The organism is Allokutzneria albata (genome assembly GCF_900103775.1).
GTDB lineage: Bacteria > Actinomycetota > Actinomycetes > Mycobacteriales > Pseudonocardiaceae > Allokutzneria > Allokutzneria albata.
Window position 1 is genome coordinate 117468 of sequence record NZ_LT629701.1, and the last position, 18616, is coordinate 136083.

The 18616-nt window shown below is 71.9% G+C and carries 15 protein-coding genes; 3 read left to right on the forward strand and 12 right to left on the reverse strand.

Annotated elements, in window-relative coordinates; genetic code table 11:
* Window positions 1-18: 18 nt before the first annotated feature.
* The 6 genes from BLT28_RS00525 to BLT28_RS00550 all read right to left on the reverse strand — a co-directional run bounded on the left by BLT28_RS00525 (window position 19) and on the right by BLT28_RS00550 (window position 5861).
* Complete coding sequence (locus BLT28_RS00525) at window positions 19-672, reverse strand: peptidoglycan recognition protein family protein (RefSeq protein WP_030431853.1); 654 nt, start codon at window positions 670-672, stop codon at window positions 19-21.
* A gap of 71 nt (window positions 673-743) precedes the next feature.
* A complete protein-coding gene (locus tag BLT28_RS00530) occupies window positions 744-995 on the reverse strand; it encodes a hypothetical protein (protein ID WP_030431852.1) in 252 nt (83 codons plus the stop codon).
* Between the two features lie 157 nt (window positions 996-1152).
* Window positions 1153-2121 (reverse strand): ABC transporter permease, encoded by a 969-nt coding sequence (locus BLT28_RS00535; RefSeq protein WP_052407799.1) that lies wholly within the window; start codon window positions 2119-2121, stop codon window positions 1153-1155.
* Window positions 2118-3083, reverse strand: coding sequence for an ABC transporter permease (locus BLT28_RS00540; protein ID WP_030431850.1), 966 nt, complete (start codon window positions 3081-3083; stop codon window positions 2118-2120). The genes BLT28_RS00535 and BLT28_RS00540 overlap by 4 nt, the downstream gene beginning before the upstream one ends.
* A complete protein-coding gene (locus BLT28_RS00545) occupies window positions 3076-4629 on the reverse strand; it encodes a sugar ABC transporter ATP-binding protein (RefSeq protein WP_030431849.1) in 1554 nt (517 codons plus the stop codon). The genes BLT28_RS00540 and BLT28_RS00545 overlap by 8 nt, the downstream gene beginning before the upstream one ends.
* A gap of 131 nt (window positions 4630-4760) precedes the next feature.
* Window positions 4761-5861 (reverse strand): ABC transporter substrate-binding protein, encoded by a 1101-nt coding sequence (locus tag BLT28_RS00550; RefSeq protein WP_030431848.1) that lies wholly within the window; start codon window positions 5859-5861, stop codon window positions 4761-4763.
* A 279-nt stretch (window positions 5862-6140) separates the two neighbouring features.
* Here BLT28_RS00550 and BLT28_RS00555 point away from each other — a divergent pair, with 279 nt between their 5' ends.
* A complete protein-coding gene (locus BLT28_RS00555) occupies window positions 6141-7163 on the forward strand; it encodes a terpene synthase family protein (RefSeq protein WP_030431847.1) in 1023 nt (340 codons plus the stop codon).
* Window positions 7164-7315: 152 nt separating this feature from the next.
* Here the strand turns inward: BLT28_RS00555 and BLT28_RS39585 are convergent, their stop codons facing one another.
* Entirely contained in the window at window positions 7316-8173 is an 858-nt protein-coding gene (locus BLT28_RS39585) for a hypothetical protein (protein ID WP_157376041.1), read from the reverse strand.
* Window positions 8174-8376: 203 nt separating this feature from the next.
* On the opposite strand from BLT28_RS39585, the gene BLT28_RS39590 reads away from it, so the two are divergent.
* Both BLT28_RS39590 and BLT28_RS00565 read left to right on the forward strand, forming a co-directional pair.
* Window positions 8377-9453 (forward strand): serine/threonine-protein kinase, encoded by a 1077-nt coding sequence (locus BLT28_RS39590; RefSeq protein WP_231950573.1) that lies wholly within the window; start codon window positions 8377-8379, stop codon window positions 9451-9453.
* Between the two features lie 138 nt (window positions 9454-9591).
* Window positions 9592-13107 (forward strand): S8 family serine peptidase, encoded by a 3516-nt coding sequence (locus BLT28_RS00565; protein WP_156051354.1) that lies wholly within the window; start codon window positions 9592-9594, stop codon window positions 13105-13107.
* 26 nt (window positions 13108-13133) lie between these two features.
* Here BLT28_RS00565 and BLT28_RS00570 read toward each other — a convergent pair whose 3' ends face one another.
* The 5 genes from BLT28_RS00570 to BLT28_RS00590 all read right to left on the reverse strand — a co-directional run bounded on the left by BLT28_RS00570 (window position 13134) and on the right by BLT28_RS00590 (window position 18611).
* A complete protein-coding gene (locus BLT28_RS00570; protein WP_030431844.1) occupies window positions 13134-13763 on the reverse strand; it encodes a nucleoside/nucleotide kinase family protein in 630 nt (209 codons plus the stop codon).
* A 99-nt stretch (window positions 13764-13862) separates the two neighbouring features.
* Window positions 13863-14468: a GTP-binding protein gene (locus BLT28_RS00575; protein WP_083383621.1), complete on the reverse strand. Its 606-nt coding sequence runs from the start codon at window positions 14466-14468 to the stop codon at window positions 13863-13865.
* Window positions 14449-14964 carry a DUF742 domain-containing protein gene (locus BLT28_RS00580; protein ID WP_081900767.1) on the reverse strand — a complete coding sequence of 172 codons (516 nt, stop codon included), beginning with the start codon at window positions 14962-14964 and terminating at the stop codon, window positions 14449-14451. The genes BLT28_RS00575 and BLT28_RS00580 overlap by 20 nt, the downstream gene beginning before the upstream one ends.
* A 36-nt stretch (window positions 14965-15000) precedes the next feature.
* Complete coding sequence (locus BLT28_RS00585; RefSeq protein ID WP_030433110.1) at window positions 15001-15426, reverse strand: roadblock/LC7 domain-containing protein; 426 nt, start codon at window positions 15424-15426, stop codon at window positions 15001-15003.
* Window positions 15423-18611: a sensor histidine kinase gene (locus BLT28_RS00590; RefSeq protein ID WP_052408099.1), complete on the reverse strand. Its 3189-nt coding sequence runs from the start codon at window positions 18609-18611 to the stop codon at window positions 15423-15425. The genes BLT28_RS00585 and BLT28_RS00590 overlap by 4 nt, the downstream gene beginning before the upstream one ends.
* Between the last annotated feature and the right edge of the window lie 5 nt (window positions 18612-18616).

The following is an 18616-nucleotide window of genomic DNA, read 5'->3' on the forward strand; positions in this document are numbered from 1 at the left end:
CCTGTGTGGATCACGGCGTCACAGCTTGGCCGCGACGTCCTTCCGCAGCTGGGCGAGCTTGGCGTAGAACTGGTTGCCCGGGCAGGCCGTCGCGAAGTGGTCGCGGTGCCCGCTGATGTTGTTCGGCGAGATCCCGTACTGGTGGCAGACGTAGGCGCACAGGTTCACCAAGGCGTTCCACTGCGCGCTCGTCGGGACGGCGCTGGTGTAGGTGCCCTCGTTCTCGATGCCGATGGAGTTCTCGTTGAACCCGGGGCAGTGCGCCGCCTTGATCATCTGGGTGCGGCCGCGCAGCGTGGACAGGCTGCCCTTGCGGCCCTCCATGATGTAGCCGCCCCTGCTGATGGTGAAGTGCTGGCCGGTGTCCGCCCAGCCCTGCCCCATGTGCCCCGACTGGCAGTTCCTGGCCACCTGGAAGGCGTGCGCCTGCGAGTAGTCGGTGCTGTTGGGGTTCGCCATGTGGTGCACGAGGATGCGGTTGGGCCGGTGGTTCAGCGTGGTGATGCCGCTGACCGCCCTGGCTCCCCATTCCGCGCAGCTGTAGATGCGCGGGGCCGCGGGTGCGGCGAGCGCGGTCGCGGGTGCGACCAGCTGCCCGGCGGCGGCGAGCGCGCCCACCCCGGCCATGGTGCGGAACAGGGAACGGCGGTCGAGCGAAGGGATGCCTTCCATCGGAACCTCCGGACACGTTGCAGGGAACGCCAGCCTTTCCCGCGTCGCTTGTCCGGTACTTGTTCACGCTTTCACACCGTGCACACCCCATCGCCCCCTTGACACGCCCTCCGCCAATGCCACGTTCGGTGCGTCTGCGGGCTGGAGCGTGAGCAGGACGCCGCGCACGACCTCGACCAGGCGGTCCTCGGCGCCGCGGCCGCGGCGCCGAGCCCGGTGATCGGCTCCCCGGTGCCCCCGTTCATGCCCTCGTCGACGACCTTCTTCGCGTCGGACGGCTGGTAGACCTTCGCTGCGGCCGCCGCCGTCAACAGCGGGCACACCGCGGCGGACCCTGCCGGTTTCCGCTGGGCGACGTCCGGCGGTTGCACGGTGACGGACGTGCACGTGGAGCCTCCTGGTTGGGGAGGCGGCCACCCTGGTTGGGAGTGTTCCCAACGCGAACCGGCGGAACGGAGCTTTCGGGTTCTGCCGAAACGGCTAGCGGCGTGCTCTCGACAGCAGCGTCTGCAGGACCACGACGGTGACCAGCACGGCGCCGCTGACCACGGCCTGCAGGTTGGAGTTGAAGCCGCCGACCTGGTTGATCAGGTCCTGGATGACGAACAGCAGCGCAACGCCCGCGAGCGTGCCGCTGACGCTGCCCGTGCCGCCGGTCAGCAGCGTCCCGCCGATCACCACCGCCGCGATCGCGTTCAGTTCCAGGCCGACACCGATCACGGTGACGCCCGATCCCAGCTGCGCCGCGTTCATCGTGCCCGCGAGCCCGGCCAGCGTCGCCGACAGCACGTACACGCCGACCTTGGTCGAGGTGACCGGCAGGCCCATCAGGTTCGCCGCGTCCTCACCGCCGCCGATGGCGAACAGCCGCATGCCGAACCTGGTGCGCTGCAACACGATCCCGCCGATCACGTACAGCAGCACCACGACCAGCACCGGCACGCCGACGCCGAGCACGCTGCCCTGTCCGAGCTGGAGGAAGGCCGACTCGCGGGGCACCAGGTAGGTCTCGCTGCCCTCGGTGGTGAGCAACTGCAACAGGCCGCGGGCGAAGAGCAGGCCGCCCAGCGTGACGATGAACGGGGCGAGCTTCGCCTTGCCCACCAACAAGCCCTGCAGCAGACCGATCGCCGCGGCCACCGCGAGCGGCACCAGCACCGCCGCCAGCGGGCCCCAGCGCGCCGAGTACGCGGCGAGCACCCCGGACAGCGCGTACACCGATCCCACGGACAGGTCGATGCCGCCGGAGACGATCACCATCGTCATGCCCAGCGCGATCACCGCGAGGAAGGACGCCTGCACCGCGAGGTTGCCGAGGTTGTAGGCGGTGAGGAAGGTGTCGAAGGCCAGCCCGCCGACCACCAGCAGCAGCACCAGCACGCCGAGCGCGCCGTGCCGCTGCACCAGTCCGGCCAGGGTGCCGGAGCGAGTCTCCTGCGAAGTGGTCACGACGCGTTCCTCTCCCGCTGCACCAGCACCGCGGCCACGATGATCAGTGCCTGCGCCATCTGCGCCACCGAGGCGGGCACGTCGTTCTTGATCAGCGTCGCGGTGATCAGCTGCATCAGCACCGCGCCCGCCACCGTGCCGAGCACCCGGACCCGCCCGCCGGACAACGGGGTCCCGCCGACCACCACGGCGGTGATCGCGGACAGCTCGATCAGCTCGCCCAGCCGCGAGGGATCGCTCGCGGTCAGCCGCGCCGTCGCCAGCACACCGGCGATCGCGGCGAGCACCGCGCAGAGCACGTACACGCCGAGCAGCACCCGTTTCACCGGCAGACCGGCGAACTCGGCCGCCTTCGGGTTGCCGCCGACCGCGACCAGCTGGCGGCCGAAGGTGGTGCGGCCGACCAGCAGCGAGACCAGCACCACCAGCACGACGGCGACCAGGACCGTGTACGGCACGCCGAGCACCGAACCCGCGCCCAGCTCCCGGATCTCGGGGTTGCGGACCTCGCGCAGCTGGCCGCCGGAGATCACCAGCGCCAGCCCGCGCCCGCCGACGAGCAGCGCCAGAGTGGCCACGATCGGCTGCACGCCGATGAAGGCCACCAGCGAGCCGTTGAGCAGCCCGGCCGCCGCGCCCACCGCGAGGCAGATCACCACGGCCACCACCGGCCCGTAGCCGAGGTACATCGGCAGCATCGCGGTGGCCAGCGCCATCACCGAACCGACCGAGAGGTCGACGCCCTTGGTGCCGATGACCAGCGCCATGCCCAGCGCGACCACGAGCACGGGCACCACCTGGACCGCCTGCGTCCGCAGGTTGTCCACGGACAGGAAGTTCGGCGTGATCACCAGGTTGACCACCACGAGCAGTCCCAGCGCCACGTAGACGCCGTAGTCCCGCGCCAGCCCGACGACATGGGCGCGCGATCCCGGCCGGATGCCCGCCGTCACCTCACTCATCGGTCCCTCCCTCGGCGATGGCCGACATGACCCCGTCGACGGAGACGTCGGAGCCGGTCAGCACCGCGACCGACGAACCGTCCTTGAGCACCACGATCCGATCCGCTCCCTCGACCAGCTCCTCCAGGTCGGAGGAGACCAGCACGATGCCGAGGCCCTGCTCGGCCAGATCGTCCACAAGGGACTGGACCTCCGCCTTCGCGCCGACGTCGATCCCGCGCGTGGGCTCGTCCAGCAGCAGCACCTTCGGGCTCATCGCCAGCCAGCGCGCCAGCATCACCTTCTGCTGGTTGCCGCCGGAGAGCTCGTTGACCTTCTGTTCCGGGCTGGAAGCCTTGATGCGCAAGCGTTCCATGAACGTCGCGACCACCTTGTCCTGCCGCGCCCGGGAGACGATCCCGGCCCGGGAGAGCCTGGGCAGCGCGGCCAGCACGATGTTCTCCCGGACCGACAGGTGCGGGATGATGCCCTCGGCCTTGCGGTCCTCCGGCACCAGCACGACGCCCGCCCTGATCGCCGAGGCCGCCGAGCCGCGGCGCACGGTCCGGCCGTCCACCTCGATCACCCCGGCGTCCAGGGACTGCAGTCCCACCAAGCCTTTCACCGTCTCGCTGCGCCCGGAGCCGAGCAGGCCGCCGAGCCCGAGCACCTCACCCGGCTTCACCGACAGGTCCACCGCGCCGAGCACACCGCGCCGGGACAGCCCGGTCGCCCGCAGCAACGCCGTCGACCCGGTCTCGTGGTCCCCGCCGAAGGCAGTCGTGCCCTCGCGGCGCACCTCGTTGAGCGGCCTGCCGAGCATCGTCGCGACCAGCTCCAGCCGCGTCATCTCGTACATCGGTCCACTGTGGACGAGCCGCCCGTCGCGCAGGACCGTCACGGCGTCGCAGATCCGGAACAGCTCCTCCATCCGGTGGCTCACGTAGACCACCGCGACATCGCGTTCGTGCAGCCTGCGGACCAGCTGGAACAGCGTCTCCACCTCGCGCGGCTCCAGCGACGAGGTCGGCTCGTCCATGATGACGACCCGGGCGTCGGTGCTGACCGCCCGCGCCACCGCCACCATCTGCTGCACGCCGAGGCCGAGCGAGCCGAGCTGGCGCCGCGGGTCGACGTCGATGCCGAGGTCCTCCAGCAGGTTCCCGGCGTCGCGGCGCATCCCGCGGAAGTCCACCAGCCCGAAGCGCGAGCGCGGTTCCCGGCCGAGGTACAGGTTGTGCGCGACCGACATCGACGGCACCAGGTTGACCTCCTGGTAGACCGTGCTGATGCCCGCGTCCTGCGCCGCGGCGGGCCGGGCGAAGGACACCGGCTCGCCGAGGTAGCGCAGCTCCCCGTCGTCCGGCTGGTACACCCCGGTCAGCACCTTGATCAGGGTGGACTTGCCCGCTCCGTTCTCACCGACGAGCGCGTGCACCTCGCCCGCGCGGAGCCGGAAGTCGACCCCGCGCAGGGCGTGCACGCCCGCGAAGGACTTACGGATCCCCGACGCCTCCAGCACCACCTGTGCCGTGGGCTCCTCCGACATGTCCTCCGAGGACGACATGCTGACCCCTCACTGTCGTAACCGATGTCGGTCCGGATGTCCTCAAGTCCCCCAACCCCTGCATCGACTGTTCGGAGCGGGGTCCGGGGGACTTGAAGACGGCCGTGCGCCGGCGTGGCGCCGGTTCGCGGCTAGTAGGCGTTGGCGACCTCGGCCTTGGCGTTGGTGCTGTCGTAGGACTTGTCCTGGATGATCACGGTCGGCGCGATCGACTCGCCCGCGTAGAACTTCTGCGCCGTCTGGAAGGCCAGCGGGCCGAAGCGCGGGTTGGACTCGATCACCGCGTTCAGGTCGCCCGCGATGATGCCCTCCACCGCGTTGCGGGTGCCGTCGACCGAGACGATCTTGATGTCCGTTCCCGGTTTCTTGCCCGCGGAGCGGACCGCGGTCACCGCGCCGAGCGCCATCTCGTCGTTCTGCGCGTAGATCGCGGTGATCCCGGGGTTGGCCTGCAACAGCTGCTCGGTGACCTGCTGGCCCTTCTCCCTGGCGAAGTCACCGGTCTGCTCGGCGACGATCTGCAGCCCGGGCGCGCTGGCCTTGAGGTAGTCCTTGAAGCCGCTGGTGCGGTCGGTGGTCACGTTGTTGCCGGAGGAGCCCAGCAGGATCGCCACCTTGCCGGTGCCGCCGGTGGCCTTCGCCATCGCCTCGCCCGCGCGCTTGCCCTGGTCGACGAAGTCGGAGCCGATGAAGGTCAGGTAGTCCTTGCAGGCCGCGGCCGAGGACAGCTTGCGGTCCACGGTGATCACCGGGACCTTCTTCTCCCGCGCGGCGCGCAGGGCGGGTTCCAGGCCCTCGGAGTTCAGCGGTGCCACGATCAGCAGCTGCGCGCCCTGGGCGAGCATGCTCTGGATGTCGGAGATCTGCTTGCCCAGGTCGGAATTGGCGTTGGTGGTGATCAGCCGGGCACCGACCTTCTTCGCCTCCGCGGTGATCGAGGCGGTCTCGGCGATCCGGAACGGGTTGGCCTCCTTCTCCGACTGGGAGAAGCCCACGACGGCCTTGGTCAGGTCCAGCTTGTCCGCGCCGTACTGCTGGAGCGTGCAGCCGGGGCCGCCCGCGTCCTGCGTCCTGGTCACCTGCTGGCCGCCGGAGCCCGCCCCGGGATCGGCGCCACCGCCCTCGGGGTTCGCGCAGCCGGTCAGGGTGAGCAGGGTCGCCGCCGCCAGCGCGGTGCCCATCCGGAGGCCGCGGGCGCGGCCGGATACGGGGGTCGAACGATCGGCGTTCATGCGATCGGCTCCTTCGTACAACGGCGTAGTCGGGATCTCTCGGCGGTCTTCCAGCAGCGTGCGCCTATGTGGCCTAGCTCTCAATACCAGTCCGGACCGTCGACCATGCCACCGAAGCGGACAGAAGTAATGAGATTGATGGCAACGGCCGCTCATTTTTGGACAAAAGTGGACAGCTGACGGTCGCACTGCGTCGCTTCGGGTGAACCGGCCGTGACGGGATTGACCACGGGGACGAGCCCAGTTGGATGGAAGACCGGCAGGGAAGAGGAGTCCCGCATGACCATCTCGCTCGCGCTCTCGCGCCTGCGCCGCCCCATCGCCGCCGCCGTGCACCCGAGAGCCGCCGAGCTCGCCGAGACCACGCTGAGCTGGCTCGCCGGGCACGGTCTTGGCGGAGCGGACCCCGGGCTGGTGGACTTCACCGCGCGCACGCTCCCGGACGCGCTGCCCGAGCGGGCCGAGCTGGTCGCGCGCTACACCTGCTGGGCGGCGCTGCTGCGCGCGGAGCTGCTCGCGGCGCCCGCCGGGTCGGCGGAGATCCTCGACCGAGTGGTCCGATTCGGTCACGTGCTCGACGCGCCCGAGGCGCCGGTGCCCGGAGGAGATCCCTTCGCGCTCGCGCTGTCCGATCTCCTGCGCCGGGGGCGCCGCATGGCGTCGCCGTTGCAGCTGCGGCGTTTCACCGAGGCCGTGCGCTCGTGGTGGCTCGGCCTCGCGGCGGAGCGGGCGGGGGAGGAGCGCGGATGGCGGCCCGGCCTGGCCGAGTGGACGGTGCTGCGCCCGCAGTGCGGCGGTGCGGCGGCGATGAGCGCGAAGGTCGAGCTGGCGCTCGGGCCCGAGGTGCCGGAGTGGGAACTGAACGGTCCCGTCGCGCGCGCCGCGGTCGAGGCGGCGTGGACGGTGGCCCTGGCCGATCTCGATCTGCACGCCTGCCAGCGGGCGCAGGAGCCGGCGCTCAACCTGGTCTCCGCCCTGCGGGCCGATGATCCGGCGCTGTCGGTCGTCGAGGCGTTCGAGGCCGCCGTCGACGTGCGGGACCGGGCGCTCGCGTTGTTCCTGCGACTGCGCTCGCAGCTGCTGCCGCTGTCCGGTCCGGCGATGCGCCGGTACCTGACCGGGGTGGGCCGCGCGGTCGCCGGGACCACCGAGTGGCGTTTCGGCCCGGCTCCCGGCGGCCCCTCGATCCAGGACACCGTCGAGGCGAATCTGCAACCTCTCGCCGTGCCGACCGTCTCCTGGTGGTGGGACCAGCTCGACTCGGGCGCGCGCGTGCCCGGTCCACGGGGCCCCTTTGGTTAGGACTTCACCGACGATCTTGTGTTCTTCGTGACCTCTGCACCGTGGTTCTCACGGCGGCGCGACATGACTGTCCGGGAAACGAATAGGGTGGAGTGGTCGCGGAGCGTGGCCGCGCGGGCGGGGACCCGCGTCCCGTCACGTTCGAGGAGGGATCAGTGGAGCCGCTCGAATCGGTGCTGGAGGGCCTGCACCGCTTGTTCGGGTTCAACGTCTGCCCTGGAGACTGGGCGTGGACGCTGGTGGCCGCCGGAGCGCTGTTCGGGCTCATGCCCACGGCCGGCGCCGCCACCATCGCGCTGATCCGCAAGGTCGTCGGCAACCGGACCTCGGTGGCGACCCTGGTCCCGTTCGCGCTGATCGCGGTCATGAGCACCTGGGTGCTGCCGCAGCTGGCCATGGGCGGCACCTCGAACCTGCTCATCTCGATGCGGCAGGGCGCCGCCGTCGAGGGCGCGTACACCCTGAAGTCCGGCGTCTGCTTCGACGCGGTCACCCAGGGCCAGCTGCTGACCAACAACCCGGTGGAGTACGTGCTCCGCAACCCCAGCTGGCACAGCTGGGTGGCGTGGCCCGCGCTGGTCGGCGTGCCCGTGCTGATCCTGATCTCGGTGTTCTTCCAGGGCATGCTCGCCTTCCGCAAGGGCGCCCGGTTCCCCGTGTGGTTCTTCACCGGTTCCTTCGCCGCACTGTTCTTCCTCACCCTGAACGAGAAAGCGGGTGCGATGGGCTTCCTCTGGGCCGGTTTCCTGCTGGCGGCGATCGTGGGGCCGATCCTGATCTGGCTGATCGGCGGCCCCGGTCAGCGGGCCATCGACCGCGCGTCCGACGCCGCCCGCGCCCGCAGGGAGGCGGCACGGGAAGATCGTGCCCCCGCGCTGGCAGAACGCCAGTCCCCGGCAGAACACGGAGCCGACAAGGTGGATCGCAGGGCCATCCAGCCAGCCCGACCGCAGCCGCAGCAGGCCCCCGCGCCCACCAGGGTCGAGCAGGTCCAGCGCAACCAGCAGCACCCGCCGACCCGGGTGGACATGCAGCCGCCGCCGTACCAGCCGCCCGGCAACACCCCGCCGCGGCCGCCGGTCCAGCCCCCGCCCAGCCCTCGGCCCAGCCGTCCGGCCCGCCCCAGGGCGGCCCCGCCCTGGCCAACACCCCCGGCCCGCTGCCCTTCGCCCTCGGCGGCCCGCCGCCGAGCCCGGCCCCGTCCTCGATGGGCATGGCCGCCGGTGCCGCCGCGATGGCCGCGGCCGCGGGCGTCGCGGGCTCCGGCAAGACCGAGATGCCCCAGGCGGGCGGGCGGTTCCGGCGCATCCGCCAGCTCGGCGAGGGCGGCTTCGGCAAGGTGTGGCTGGCCATGGACACCAACCTCGGCCGCACCGTGGCGATCAAGCTGGCGCACGCCCCCGACGCCGAGGCCGAGGAGCGGATGCTGCGCGAGGCCCGCGCGCTCGCCTCGATCCGGCACCCCAACTGCGTCCGGGTCTACGACCTGGTCAACGAGGGGGAGGGGCTGGCCATCGTGATGGAGTACATCGAGGGCCGCTCGCTCAGCGAGGTGATCTCCCAGGACGGGCTGCTCGACGACGTGATGGCGGCCCGGCTCTGGGTCACCATGGCCGGTGCGCTCAACGCCGCGCACAGCAAGGGCGTGCTGCACCGGGACATGAAGCCCTCCAACGTGATCGTCGACGACGACGCCATCGCGCACCTGATCGACTTCGGCATCGCCCGCAAGCGCGGTGACTCCACGCTGACCGCGGCCGGGTTCATGCTGGGCACCCCCGACTTCATCGCGCCCGAGGTGGCCGCGGGCAAGAGCGCCAGCCCCGCCTCGGACGCCTGGCAGCTGGCGGCCACGATCAACTACGCGCTCAGCGGCCAGCCCCCGCGCGGCGACCAGGGCGACCCGGCGTCGGCGCTGCTGGCCGCGGCGCGCGGCGGCGGGGAGCTGCACCTGCCGGAGAAGAGCGCGCACCGCGCGATGCTCGCGGCCGCGCTGCAGCCCGACCCGTCCCGCAGGCCCACCCTCGGCACCATCGAGCGCGAGGTCGGCACCTGGCTCAGCCGCGGCGGTTTCAAGCAGGACGGCCCGGTCACGACGATGATCCACAAGTCGCAGCTGGCGAAGACCCGCGTCGCCCCGCCGAAGCCCCAGCCCACCCCGCCCCAGGCGGCCCCCACGCAGAAGACCCCGGGCAGCAACCCCCTCGGCGACGAAACCAAGCGGGTGGACGAACACCGCCGCCCGCCGCACCCCGGTCGCCCCGGCCCCACCCCCACCCGCAAGTTCTGACCCGGTGTTCGGGTGAGGGCGAATGCTCCGGTGATCGGGGATCGAAGTTGTTGAGCTGAACCAACGCGAGCGCGGCTCTCACGCGTAGGTCTTCTCGGAACGGGGACTTCGTGCTCCCCGTGGACGAGGGGAGCGTGCATGCGGGCTCGTTGGGTGCCCATGACGGCATTGGCCGCCTTGACCGCGTCGTTGCTGGCCGCGCCGAACGCGGTCGCCCAGGACACCGCGGTCGGGGCGCCGGAGGAGCAGACGGTCACCCTGCTCACCGGGGACCGGGTCGTGGTGCGCGGCGCCGACGTCGTCGGTGTCCGGCCGGGGCCGGGCCGGGACGACATGGCCTTCCACACCGTCATCCTCGGCGGGAAGCGCCACGTGTACCCGGACGACGCGCTGCCGCTGGTGCGGGAGAACCGGCTCGACGACACCCTGTTCAACGTCACCGAGCTGATCAGCCAGGGCTTCGACGACGCGTCCTCGCCGGTGCTGCCGGTGCTGGTGACCCGGCAGCCGCAGCGGGCGCGCGCCGTGCCGCCTGCCGGGACGGTGAAGCGGGACCTCCCCGGCCTCGGGATCACCGCCGTCGATCAGCCGAGGGCGCGGGCGGGGGAGTTCTGGGCCGCGCTGAACGGGCCGTCGCTGCGGGCGCCCCAGGCGAAGGTGTGGCTCAACCGCAGGCTGAAGCCGACCCTGGACCAGAGCGCCGGGTTGATCGGCGCGCCCGAGGTGTGGCGCGCGGGCGGCACCGGAGCCGGGGTCCCGGTCGCCGTGCTCGACACCGGCTACGACGAGAAGCACCCGGACCTGGCCGGGCGGGTGAGCGCGGCGAAGAGCTTCCTGCCGCAGGAGCCGGTCGCCGACACCAACGGGCACGGCACGCACGTCGCCTCGACCATCGCCGGGACGGGGCAGCGGTTCCGGGGCATCGCGCCCGGTGCGGAGCTGCTGATCGGCAAGGTGTGCCAGGACTTCTGCCCGGAGGACGCGATCCTCGAAGGCATGCAGTGGGCCGCCGACCAGGGCGCGCGCGTGGTCAACATGAGCCTCGGCGGCGCGCCCACCGACGGCACCGATCCGCTCTCCCAGGCGGTGAACACGCTGTCGGCGAAGACCGGAACCCTGTTCGTGGTCGCCTCCGGCAACTCCGGGCTGGACGAGGCCGTGGGGTCGCCGGGCTCCGCCGACGCCGCGCTCACGGTCGCCGCGAGCAGCAAGTCCGATGTGCTGGCGCCGTTCTCCAGCCGGGGCCCGCGCCAGGGTGACCACGCGGCGAAGCCGGACATCGCCGCGCCGGGCGTGGACATCGTGGCCGCGCGCGCCGCCGGGACGCTGCCGCAGTTCGCGGTGAGCGAGTCCCACGCGCGGCTGTCCGGAACGTCCATGGCCGCGCCGCACGTGGCGGGTGCCGCCGCCGTGCTCGCGCAACGGCACCCGGACTGGAAGGGCGAGCAGCTCAAAGCCGCGATCATGGGCGCGGCGACCCCGCTGAACGGCGCGAGCGTGTTCGGTCAGGGCGTCGGGCGGCTGGACCTCGCGCGGAGCTTCCACCAGCAGGTCCGCGTCGAGCCTGCCTCGCTGTCCCTGGGCAGCGTGCCCGCGGGCACCGAGGAACCGGTGAGCAGGAAAGTCCGCTACACCAACGATTCCGACAAGCCCGTCACGTTGAAGCTGGACCTGCCCGCCCAGGGCGGACTGTTCGCAGTGGACAAGAAGGAACTCGTCGTCCCGGCGAAGGGCTCCGCCGAGGCGACCGTCACCGCGGACTTCCGCAAGGGCGCCGGGCCGACGGGAGTTCGTTTGACCGCGACGGCTCCCGGAGTCTCGCTGCGCACGTCGGTGGCGGCCGAGGTCGGCCCGAAGACGCACGTCCTCACCGTGAAGGCGTTCAGCCACAAGGGAACCCCGGAGGCGCGCGTCTCGGTCGTGGTGCAGAACCTGGACACCGGCCAGTTCCGCTTCCTGCGCTCGATGAGCGAGGGCGTCGCCGAGGGCCGCTACCGCGTGCTCGGCCAGGTGATCGACGTGGAGTTCCCTCCGGGCTACCCCAACGGCGTCTTCACCGACCGCGTGAAGTTCGCCCAGGAGATCACGGTCACCCGGGACACCGAGGTGGTGCTCGACGGCCGCGGTGCCAAGCCCGTCGACGTGCGGGTCGACGACCCCGAGGCGGTGCAGACCCCGCTCCAGCTGGGCCACGAGGTCGGCGTGCTCTCGCAGCCGCCGGGCAAGGGGCTCGTCGGGATGTCCATGGTCTCCAAGCCGGGCAAGGAGTTCGTCGTCCCCAGCAAGTCGATGGCCGGGCTTTCCTTGTACAGCAACACGTCCTGGAACCGCCGGGTGCTCTCCGCGGTGTTCGGCACCGTGGAGCTGGAGCCGGGGGACATGAACCCGCTCGGGTTCCGCGGTGACGTGTCCGCGAAGGTCGTCGACGTCGGCAAGGGCACGCCGGAGGAGCTGGCCAAGGTCGACGTGCGCGGGGCGCTCGCGCTCTTCGCACCGGGCCGCCTGCCCACCGTCGAGATCGGCAAGCGCATCTCCGCGATGTACGCCGCGGGGGCCGTGGGTGTGCTGGCGGAGGACGTCTACGGCGCGTCCGACCCGGCGTGGACCGGGCCGACGCTCTCGGTGCCGGGCCACAAGACCACGCTCCTGCGTGAGGCGATGCAGGCCGGGCCGGTGACCGTGCGCGTGCGCGGCATCGCCAACCCGCCCGCCGCGTACGTCCTGCACGACCGGGTCGCGGGGGCACTGCCGGACGGCGTCGCCTGGCACCACTCCGCGCGTGACCTCGCCAGGGTCAGGACCAAGGTCCACTACCCCGGGACCGGTCAGGTGCGCACCGCCGCCGAGGGCGTGGTCAACGTCGGCGGGGTCTGGTTCGCCTCCAAGATCCCGCTGCGGGCTCCGGCGGAGCTGGACATGTTCTACACGCCGGACCTGCCGTGGCTGACCGTGAGCGCGCTCGGCGTGGCCACGGACGGCCAGCCCTACGGCGTCCAGGAGACGGCCCCGACCGTCTTCAAGAAGGGCCGGTCGTACCGGATGGACATGTTCAAGGCGCCGTTCAACCCCGAGCTGACCCGCGACGGCGTGACGCGCGACGGGAACAAGCTGCGCGTCGAGCTGCCGATGTTCACGCAGTCCGGCGCGCAGAGCCCCATCGGATCCTTCAGCCCACCGCACGACAAGGGCACCACCACGCTCACCGTGGCGGGCAAGAAGGTCGGTGGCAGCGACGTCCCGGGTATCGCCACCGTCGACGTGCCCGCGCAGCGGCTGCCGTTCGAGCTGCGGGTCGACGCCACGCGCACGATGCCCGGTGTCGACATGGGCACCGGATCGAGCGTGGTGTGGCGGTTCCACAGCGGGCGGACGGACAAGCCCGTTCCCTTGGCGTTGCCGGACGTGCGCTACGACCTCGACCCGGAGCGCGCGAAGCCGGGCGAGTTCGGCTTCCGCGTCAGCGGCGGCAAGGCGATCACCATGGAGATCTCCACGGACGACGGCAAGACCTGGTCGCCCGTGCCGGTCCTGCCCTCCGGTGAGGTCAAGGTGGTCAACCCCGCCAAGGGCTTCGTCTCGCTGCGCACCACCGCGGTGGACGCGGGTGGCGCGTCGGTGACGGAGACGCTGATCCGCGCCTACCGGGTGCTCTGAGCGGACGGGGCTGGGCGGTGCCCCGCTCAGCCCCGTTCCACCACCGCGGGATGGCGAGGATCGTCCGCCCGCACCACGACGTCGGCCAGCAGCGCCGGGTCGACCTCGTTCTCGTAACGGGCGAAGGCGCCCAGCGTCCACTGCCGTTCCCGCGGGGTGCGCCTGGCCAGAGCCCCCTCGGAGAGCCACAGGTGCACCACCAGGTCCAGCGGCAGTCCCTGGCCGAGCAGCAGCGGTCCGTCCAGCACGACCACCCCGCCCTCCGGGATGTCCACATAGGACGCTCGGCTGGCGCGGTCGGCCCCCGCGTCCCACAGGCTCGGCAGCACCCGCCCGGTCCCGCCGGGCGACAGCGGCTCCAGCAGCTCCCTGGTGATGCCCTTGACGTCCAGCCAGTCCTGGTAGAACGCGTCCGGATCGGTGCGCCCGTGCTCGAAGCGCAGCGACGCCGGGCGCAGGAACCCGCTCGCCGAGGCGCGCAGCACGGCCCGCCCACCGAGCTTCAGCGGCTCCACCAGGGCGTCGGCCAGCGCGGCGGGATCGGCGGCCTCGGCCCCGTCCACCGCGACGCGCACCCACGCGTGCCTGGGGAACTCCAGCACCCGCCCGGCGATCTCCCCGACCAGCCGCTGCGGTGTCACCGCCCTGACGCGCACGCACCCCTCCTGCCGGGCTCGCTCACCGCACTGAATGAGTCATTCGGTGCGTTCAAGTACCTCAATGACTCATTCAGTGCGCAAGCGAAGCGGTGGAGGTCAGGCCATGGGGCGCGCGGTCATGGACTGCTGGATCGCGTACTCGACCAGCGTGATCAGCGCCTGCTTGGTGGACTCCTTGGTGCGCGCGTCGCAGACCACCATCGGGACCGAGTCGTCGATGGTCAGCGCCTCGCGGACGTCCTCGATGCGGTGGTGCAGCATCCCGTCGAAGCAGTTCAGCGCGACGATGTAGGGCAGCTGCCGGTCGTCGAAGAAGTCGATGGAGGCGAAGGCGTCGGCCAGCCTGCGGGTGTCGACCAGCACGATCGCGCCGATGGCGCCGCGGACCAGGTCGTCCCACATGAACCAGAACCGGTGCTGGCCGGGCGTGCCGAACAGGTACAGGATCAGGTCCTGGTCCAGCGAGACGCGGCCGAAGTCCATCGCCACCGTGGTGGTGACCTTGTTCGGCGTCGCGGAGAGGTCGTCCACCCCCGCGCTGGCCTCGGTCATCACCGCCTCGGTGGTCAACGGCACGATCTCCGACACCGACCCTACGAAGGTCGTCTTGCCGACGCCGAAGCCGCCGGCCACCACGATCTTGGCCGAGGTCGTCGCCCGGCTGGTGTCCGGTGTGTGCGGATCAAAGCCTGCGGAGCCCACTGAGCACCCTTTCCAGGAACGCGATCGAGGGCTGGTCGCCGGACACCAGACCGTTCTGGTGCACCTGGACCAACCCCATCGTCGCCATGTCGCCGATCAGTACCCGGACCACACCCAGCGGAAGTCGCATGCGGGCCGCGACCTCCGCCACCGACCGGGTCTCGATGCACAACCGGCTGATGGAGCGGTGCTCGGGGAGCCCGATGGCTTCCCTGTCGCCCGCGGCGTGGTCGCTGGTGCGGACCAGAGCCTCGATCGGGAGATCGTAGTCGGGTCGCGTCCGGCCGCGCGTCCGGGCGTAGGGGCGGGCGAGCATACCGGTTTCGGTCAGCGGTGTGCGCAGCTCGTGCCTGCCCTCCGGCTGCTCGGCGAAGCCGCCGAGGTCGGCGCGGTACTCGTCCCCCGTGCCGTAGTCGCCGGAGTGCTGTCCACCGTGGGTGTAGAGCTGCGACCAGTTGTCGCCGGTGTTCTCCGGGTCGTAGTAGGAGCCCGTCATCTCGCCACCTCCCGAGTCGCGTCAGCCCTCATCGGCTCAGCCCATTCCCCTGCCGCCGCCCTGGAGCTGGGCGCGCAGCTCGGGCGTCAGCTGCTGGCCGACCCGCTCGACGAGCATGGTCATCTCGTAGGCGACCAGCCCGATGTCGCAGTTCGGCGCGGCCAGCAGGGCGAGGCAGGAGCCGTCGGAGACCGACATCAGGAACAGGTAGCCCCGCTCCATCTCCACCACGGTCTGGGCGACGTTGCCCGCCTCGAAGCAGCGCGCGGCGCCCTGGGTGAGGCTGACCAGCCCGGAGGCGACCGCGGACAGCTGCTCGGCGCGATCGCGCGGCAGGCCCTCGGAGCCGGCGAGCAGCAGGCCGTCGGCCGAGACCACGACGGCGTGCGCCACGCCGGGCACCCGCTGCACGAACTCGGTGATCAACCAGCCGAAGCCGCCCGGCTGTTGCGGGATGGTCACTTGTCCTCCTCCTGCCGCGCGGCACCGTTGGCCGACGCGGCACCGTTGGGCGCGTGCGTTCCGTTGGAGCCGGCGCGCTCGCCAGCGAGTTCGTCGATCCTGGCATGCCGCCCGCGCCGCAGTCCCTGCTGGAAGCTGGACATCCGGCCGCGCACCGCCTCGGCGGAGCGGGCGGGCTGGGCGGGCTGCTGCGGGTACGGGGCGGCCGCGGGCTGGGCCGCACCGCCGCCCCTGGTGGGCGGGGCCGAGCGGCGCGGAGCGGCCGGCTTGATCGAGCCCGGCATCAGCTTCGCCTTCGGCACCCGCTTGGGCAGCCCCGCCGCGGTCACCGTCTCCTCGGCCGGGGCGTTGAGCATCGTCTCCACCGCGCGCCAGCCCTCGTCACCGGCCGAGCGCCAGGTGGCTGGCCGCGGCGGGGCGGGGATGGTCTCCCTGCGCACCACCGGTTCCGCGGGCGCGGCGACCGGCTCGGCCGCCTTGGCGGGCTCGGCTTCGGCCTCGGGGGCCTTGGCTGCTGGCCGGACGGCGGGCTGGGCGGGTTCGGCCTCGGCGGCGGGCACCGGGCGCGGCGGAGACGGGTGCGGGAACTCGCCGTCGGGGTTCTCCACCGTCTGGAACCACTGCGAGAGGATCTCCTCGTAGATCGGCAGCCGCTCGGTCGGCGCGTCCACCTCGGGCCGCTCGGTCTGCGGGAACGGGTTCTCGAACGCCTCGCTCCGCTGCTCCGGGCTCGCCTGGCCGTCCTGGTGCGCGGTGAACAGGTCCGGACTGTCCACTCCGGACGGAGCGGGGGTCTCGGCGGGACCGTCGGTCTGCTCGACCAGCGATGGCGCCAGGCGCCGGGCCAGTGCCCTGGGGCCGCCGACCCGCACGTGCTCGCCGGAGTCCGCGAGCGGCGAGACCGGGGGAGCCTCCGCGGGCTGTTCCGCCTCGGCGACGGGCGCGACGGGTGCCGGTGCCGGGGTGTGCTCGGGCACCGGGTCCACCGCGGGGTTGGTCGCGGTGAACCACTCCTGCTGCTCGGGGAGGTGCTGCTGCGGCTGGCGCTGCGGCATCGGCGGCGGGAACTGCTGCGTCCCGGTCGCGTACAGCGGCGCACCGTCCAAAGCGGACGGGAGCACCACCAGCTCGGCGGGCACGGTGATGATCGCCCTGGTGCCGCCGTCGATGTACTCGCCGTTGTGCAGGCGCACCTTGATGTCGTGCCGCGCGGCCAGCCTGGCGACCACGTACAGGCCCATCCTGCGGGAGACCGCGACGTCGATCTCCGGCGGCTCGGCCAGGTTCTTGTTGGCCTCGGCCAGTTCCTCGTCGCTCATGCCGACACCGCGGTCGGTGATCTGGATGGCCAGGTCCTTGGACCGCAGCTGCGCGACGCTGACGTCGACCGGGCTCTGCGGGTCGGAGAACACCGTGGCGTTGTCCAGCAGCTCCGCGGTCAGGTGGATGAGGTCGTTGACCACCCGGCCCTGCACCAGCACGTCCGGCGCGGCGGTCAGGTTGATCCTGGCGTAGTGCTCGACCTCGGAGACCGCGGCGCCGATCAGCTCGGCGACGGGCACCGGGGCGGACAGCCGCTTGCCGAGCCCGCTGCCGGAGAGGATCAGCAGGTTCTCGCTGTTGCGGCGCATGCGGGTGGCGAGGTGGTCGAGCACGAACAGGCTGGACAGCGCGTCCGGGTCCTGCTCGTCCTGCTCCAGCTGGTCCAGCACGGACAGCTGCCGCTCCACCAGCGTCTGGCTGCGCCGGGAGAGGTTGACGAACATCGCGTTCACGTTGTCCCGCAACAGGGCCTGCTCGGTGGCCATGTGCACGGCCTGCTCGTGGACGGCGTCGAAGGCGCGCGCCACCTGGCCGATCTCCTCGCGGGTGAACACCTTCACCGGCTGGACCGCGGACTTGGCGGCCTCGGCCGGGTTCGGGTCGGCGAGGATGCGCTTGACCGTCTCCGGCAGCCGCTCGTTGGCCACGTCCAGCGCCTCGGTGCGCAGCACCCGCAGCGGGGTCAGCAGCGAGCGGACCACGACGGCCATCAGCAGCAGCGCCACCAGCAGGGCGATCAGCACCAGCGCCGCGTCCCGCGTGGCGTGGGCGACCGCGGAGGCCGCGAGGTCGTCGGCCTCCTTGCGCAGCGCCTCCAGCAGCGTGTTCTCCACCCGGCTGAGCAGGTCGCTGGTGACGCCCGCGACCCGGTTGTACTCGTCTCCGGGGATGTCGAGGGAGGCGTCGTTGGCGCCCTTGATGACCGAGATCTGCTTGATCCGCTGCCGGGTGTCGACGTCGCTGCCGCTGACCGTGCCGAGGAACAGCTGCCGCTCGGCCGGGGTGGCCACCGCCTGGAAGTCCGAGACCGCGGCGTCGTAGCCGGAGTTGGCCGCGCGCAGCTCGTCCAGCTGCCCGGCGCGGAACTCGTTGTGCGTCGCGGCCATCTGCATGAGCGCGTTCTGCTGGGCCAGCCGCTCCTTGGCCTGGGTCAGCGCCTGGATCGCGGTGGCGGCCCTGGACAGGGAGTGCTCGGAGACCGAGGCGCTGACCTCGCGGCCGAGCTGCACCAGCGCGTCGAGGATGGAGGAGTAGACCGCGTGCACCGCGATGTCGGCGTAGGAGGTCGTGTCGGCGACCAGGCGCAGGGGGTTGAGCGCGCTGAGCCGCTGGATACCGCGCTTGTAGCGCTCCTCGCTGGCGGCGTCGTCGTACTCGAGCGACTCCATCGCCCGGTGCAGGTCGTTCACCGCGGTGTTCACGGTCTCGAACTGGTCGACCATCGGCTTGCGGTCGGTGCTGCGGCCCGCGGCGACCCTGGCCACCACGAGGGTCCGCTCCTTCTGGATCTCGTGGATCACCGTCGTCACCTTGCGGGCGACGTCGACCTGGGCGACCGTGCGCTGGAAGTCGTCGGCCCTGGCCAGCTCGTCCTGCACGCGCAGGGTGCCGAGGACGAGCGCGGTGATCGTGGGCACGAGCAGCACCACGGCCATCCGGTTGCGCAGCCGCCAGTTGCGCAACCGCCAGCGGGCGTCGTCCCGCCGGTCGGGGTGGGCCGGTGCCGGTGTCTCCTCGGACACCGGCGGTGTTCGCCGCTGCGCATGCGTGGGGGAGGGGCCACCGTCGCCGTCGTCGGCGGGTGCGGTGGACCGGTTCGGGGCACCCTTGCGGGACGCGATCCTGCCGGGCTGATCGGGCACTACGT

Coding starts and splice junctions, on each gene's coding strand:
- BLT28_RS00525 (WP_030431853.1), bottom strand. CDS start 672: ATGGAAGGCATCCCTTCGCTCGACCGCCGTTCCCTGTTCCGCACCATG.
- BLT28_RS00540 (WP_030431850.1), bottom strand. CDS start 3,083: ATGAGTGAGGTGACGGCGGGCATCCGGCCGGGATCGCGCGCCCATGTC.
- BLT28_RS00545 (WP_030431849.1), bottom strand. CDS start 4,629: ATGTCGTCCTCGGAGGACATGTCGGAGGAGCCCACGGCACAGGTGGTG.
- BLT28_RS00550 (WP_030431848.1), bottom strand. CDS start 5,861: ATGAACGCCGATCGTTCGACCCCCGTATCCGGCCGCGCCCGCGGCCTC.
- BLT28_RS00555 (WP_030431847.1), top strand. CDS start 6,141: ATGACCATCTCGCTCGCGCTCTCGCGCCTGCGCCGCCCCATCGCCGCC.
- BLT28_RS39590 (WP_231950573.1), top strand. CDS start 8,377: ATGGCCGCCGGTGCCGCCGCGATGGCCGCGGCCGCGGGCGTCGCGGGC.
- BLT28_RS00565 (WP_156051354.1), top strand. CDS start 9,592: ATGCGGGCTCGTTGGGTGCCCATGACGGCATTGGCCGCCTTGACCGCG.
- BLT28_RS00580 (WP_081900767.1), bottom strand. CDS start 14,964: ATGACGGGCTCCTACTACGACCCGGAGAACACCGGCGACAACTGGTCG.